The following is a 3596-nucleotide window of genomic DNA, read 5'->3' as shown; positions in this document are numbered from 1 at the left end:
GGCCCCTGGGCGGGGCGCAGCAGCAGCGACAGCACCACCGCGGACACCAGGACCGAGCCGATCAGCGTCGCGGTCAGCGTGTTGTGCCCGGGGCCGAGCGCGAACTGCGTCAGGTACGCCCCGAACAGCGCTCCCAGCACCCCGCTGACCAGCACCACTCTCGGAGACGGCAGCCGCGTGGCCAGCACTCGCACGGCCACTCCGGCAAGGGCGAGGCCCAGGAGGGCAGAGCCGAGCACTTCCATCAGCAGCATGTGGGCCTCCCGCAGGTCAGGGGCAAACCGGTTCACTGCGGTCCTACCCGAAGCGGAAGAAAGGGAAACGGCCCGGTGGGGTCAACCACCGGGCCGTTCCGTCCCGTTCTCGTACGCCGGTCCCGCTGCGCTCCGACGGCGTCAGAGCGCGCCGAAACCGACCTTGCGCACGCTCGGCTCGCCCAGGTCGACGTACGACAGGCGGTCGGCCGGCACCAGGACCTTGCGGCCCTTGTTGTCGGTGAGGCTCAGCAGCGGCTCCGAACCGGTCAGCGCGGCGGTGACGATGCGCTCCAGCTCCTCGGCGCTCAAGTCGCTCTCCAGCACGATCTCCCGGGGTGCGTGCTGCACGCCGATCTTGACCTCCACGGCTTTGTCCCTCCGATGGTCGGTTGTGCGCGATCAGCCGCGCCGTACCCGGACCACATTAGCCCGGAGAGGGGACGCGGATGCGGCGCTCCGGACACGCTCGCAGCGAACAGCGGCCGGTCAGGCGCCGCGGGTCGCCGCCGGCCCGCGCGCGCTCAGGCCTGGGCGGCCTGCCCGCCCTCCGTGCCGTGCAGCGGGAAACCGGCGATGCCGCGCCAGGCCAGCGAGGTCAGCAGGCCCACCGCGGTGTCACGGGCGACGGGGCTCTCGCTGGAGAGCCAGTACCGGGCCACGACCTGCGAGACGCCGCCCAGGCCCACGGCGAGCAGCATCGACTCGTCCTTGGACAGGCCGGTGTCCTCGGCGATGACGTCGGAGATGGCCTCGGCGCACTGGAGCGAGACCCGGTCGACGCGCTCGCGCACCGCGGGCTCGTTGGTCAGGTCGGACTCGAAGACCAGCCGGAACGCGCCGCCCTCGTCCTCCACGTACGCGAAGTAGGCGTCCATGGTCGCGGCCACGCGCAGCTTGTTGTCCGTCGTCGACGCGAGGGCCGTGCGCACGGCGAGGAGCAGGGCCTCGCAGTGCTGGTCCAGCAGCGCCAGGTAGAGGTCGAGCTTGCCCGGGAAGTGCTGGTAGAGCACGGGCTTGCTGACGCCGGCACGCTCGGCGATGTCGTCCATCGCCGCCGCGTGGTACCCCTGCGCGACGAAAACCTCCTGGGCCGCACCCAGGAGCTGGTTGCGCCGGGCTCGGCGCGGCAGACGCGTGCCCCGGGGACGCGCTGCCTCCGTCTGCTCGATGGCTGTCACGCCGCCTCCCACTTTCTCTAAGAACACAGTGCGCTCTGCGCCGCGCCCGCCATCGTACTTTTCGGTAACCGAATCTGGAGGGTCGAAGCCGAGTTTTCTCGCTGTGCGGACCGCCCGGAGGCGCTGGTCAGCGGTGCCCGGTCGGCGTACCGGGCAGTAGCCGGAGCTGGGGGGATGCCTGCCGGGCCGCCGGGCCCGGGGGAAGTCAGCGGTAGTCGTCCTCGTCCAGGGTCACCACCCGCGCCTGCTCGACGGCGTCGCCGTCCGCGGCCTCGTCGCGGTCCACCCCGGTGACCCGGTCGTCGTCGTCGGGCTGCAACTCGGCCAGCTGTTCCGCCGCATCGGCCTCGGGCGCCTCGGCGTCGAGGGACTCCCGGAAGCGCTCCTGGAAGGTGTCCGGCTCTGCGGGGTCGACGGTCATGTGGCTCCCCTTCTTCCCTCTCCCCTCGCGGGTGTGCCTCACCTACGAGCCTAGGAGGATCGCGGATACCCCGCTATGCGGATCCCCATGCCTCTGTGATGCCGAACACAAGAGTCCGGACGTGATCGTCTCGTAACATTGGCCGCATGTCTTCGACCGAGCTGCCGGGTGTGCGATCCGCATCCGAGGCGTCCTCCCAGGTGGGAGCCGTCCACGTCGCCGAGGGGGAGCAGCTGCGCACGGCGGTGCTGCCCGGACTGGAGCTCGCCGTCCGGTCCCGGCCCCCGGTGCGGACGGACCTGCCCCCCGCACTGTTCGTCCACGGACTCGGCGGTTCGTCGACGAACTGGTCGGACCTCATGGTGCAGCTGGAGGACACCGTCGACGGCGAGGCCGTCGACCTGCCCGGCTTCGGATGGTCCCCGCCGCCCGCCGACCGGGACTACTCGGTCACGGCACTGGCCCGTGCGGTCATCCGCCACCTCGACGCCGCCGACCGCGGTCCCGTGCACCTCTTCGGGAACTCCCTCGGCGGCGCCGTCTCCACCCGCGTCGCGGCCGTCCGCCCCGACCTGGTGCGCACGCTCACGCTGATCTCGCCCGCACTGCCCGAGCTGCGCGTGCAGAAGTCGGCCGTCCCGACCGCCCTGCTCGCCGTACCCGGGATGGCCGCCCTGTTCCTGCGGCTGACCCGCGGGCTGACCGCCGAGGCGCGCACCCGCGGGGTGACGCAGCTCTGTTACGGGGACCCCTCCCGGGTGACACCGGAGGGCTTCGCGCACGCCGTCGCCGAGATGGAACGGCGGATGGCCCTGCCGTACTTCTGGGAAGCGATGACCCGCTCCTCGCGCGGCATCGTCGACGCGTACACCCTCGGCGGGCAACACGGGCTGTGGCGCCAGGCGCAGCGGGTCCTCGCCCCGACACTGCTCGTCTACGGTGGCCGGGACCAACTGGTCTCGTACCGTATGGCGCGCAAGGCGGCGGCGGCCTTCCGGGGTTCGCGGCTGCTGAGCCTGCCCGAGGCCGGGCACGTGGCGATGATGGAGTACCCCGAGGTCGTGGCCGGTGCCTTCCGGGACCTCTTGCACGACACCGCCCGGGACACCCCGGACGCCCAGGACGTCCGAGATCAGGACGTGCGAGATTCCGACGACGACGGCAGAGGCTGAGGACCGTGGGACGACATAGTCGCAAGGGGCCCGCTCCGGCCCCCGCCCCTGTCAGTCCGGCGCCGGCGGCGGAGCCCGCAGCGCCGTTCCCGTACGAGGAGCGCCTTCCGTACGCGGAACACCTCCCGTACGAGGAGCCCCGACCGTACGGAGAGCCGCCCGCGTACGGGGAGCGTGCCCCCCATCCGGAGCAGCGCCCGCAGCAGGAGCGCCGCCCGCAGCAGGAGCAGCGCCCACAGCCGGAGCAGCGCCCGCACCGGGAGCAGCCCCCGCGACAGGAGCACCGCCCGTACGACGAGCAGCGCGGGTACGAGCAGCAGCAGCCGCCGCGCGGCGGCCACCCCGAGCAGCGCGAGCCCGGCGGCGCCTGGGGCGCGGGGCCCGGCGCGGTCTACGGGGACTGGCACGGCGTCCCGCGGGCGGGCCGGTCCCCCCACAGGGCGTCGGCCGCCGCCGTCCTGGACACCGACACCCCCGCCTTCGGCACCCCTGCGGTCGGCTTCCCGCAGGTGACCATCCCGCAGCCCGCGGCCGACCCCCTCACCTCCACCGGCTCGCACCGCCGGGT

Annotated in this window: 5 protein-coding genes and 1 pseudogene; 2 read left to right on the top strand and 4 right to left on the bottom strand. The window is 72.9% G+C overall.

From position 1 onward, the window contains the following. The 4 genes from ACFXA3_RS38655 to ACFXA3_RS38640 form a co-directional block, all read right to left on the bottom strand. Window positions 1-254 (bottom strand): hypothetical protein (locus ACFXA3_RS38655; RefSeq protein WP_385195394.1); only part of this gene is annotated, 254 nt, incomplete at its 3' end. A 141-nt stretch (window positions 255-395) separates the two neighbouring features. Then, complete coding sequence (locus tag ACFXA3_RS38650; RefSeq protein ID WP_030153467.1) at window positions 396-623, bottom strand: DUF3107 domain-containing protein; 228 nt, start codon at window positions 621-623, stop codon at window positions 396-398. Between the two features lie 155 nt (window positions 624-778). Then, complete coding sequence (locus ACFXA3_RS38645) at window positions 779-1435, bottom strand: TetR/AcrR family transcriptional regulator (RefSeq protein ID WP_030291179.1); 657 nt, start codon at window positions 1433-1435, stop codon at window positions 779-781. 205 nt (window positions 1436-1640) lie between these two features. Next, a complete protein-coding gene (locus tag ACFXA3_RS38640; protein ID WP_327285282.1) occupies window positions 1641-1856 on the bottom strand; it encodes a hypothetical protein in 216 nt (71 codons plus the stop codon). A 146-nt stretch (window positions 1857-2002) separates the two neighbouring features. Here ACFXA3_RS38640 and ACFXA3_RS38635 point away from each other — a divergent pair, with 146 nt between their 5' ends. Next, window positions 2003-3028: an alpha/beta fold hydrolase gene (locus tag ACFXA3_RS38635; protein ID WP_385195391.1), complete on the top strand. Its 1026-nt coding sequence runs from the start codon at window positions 2003-2005 to the stop codon at window positions 3026-3028. A gap of 5 nt (window positions 3029-3033) precedes the next feature. Further along, a pseudogene (locus ACFXA3_RS38630) lies at window positions 3034-3596 on the top strand (hypothetical protein); the annotation flags it as partial.

The organism is Streptomyces sp. NPDC059456, assembly GCF_042750055.1.
Classification (GTDB): domain Bacteria; phylum Actinomycetota; class Actinomycetes; order Streptomycetales; family Streptomycetaceae; genus Streptomyces.
This window is presented reverse-complemented; position numbering and strand designations above follow the sequence as displayed.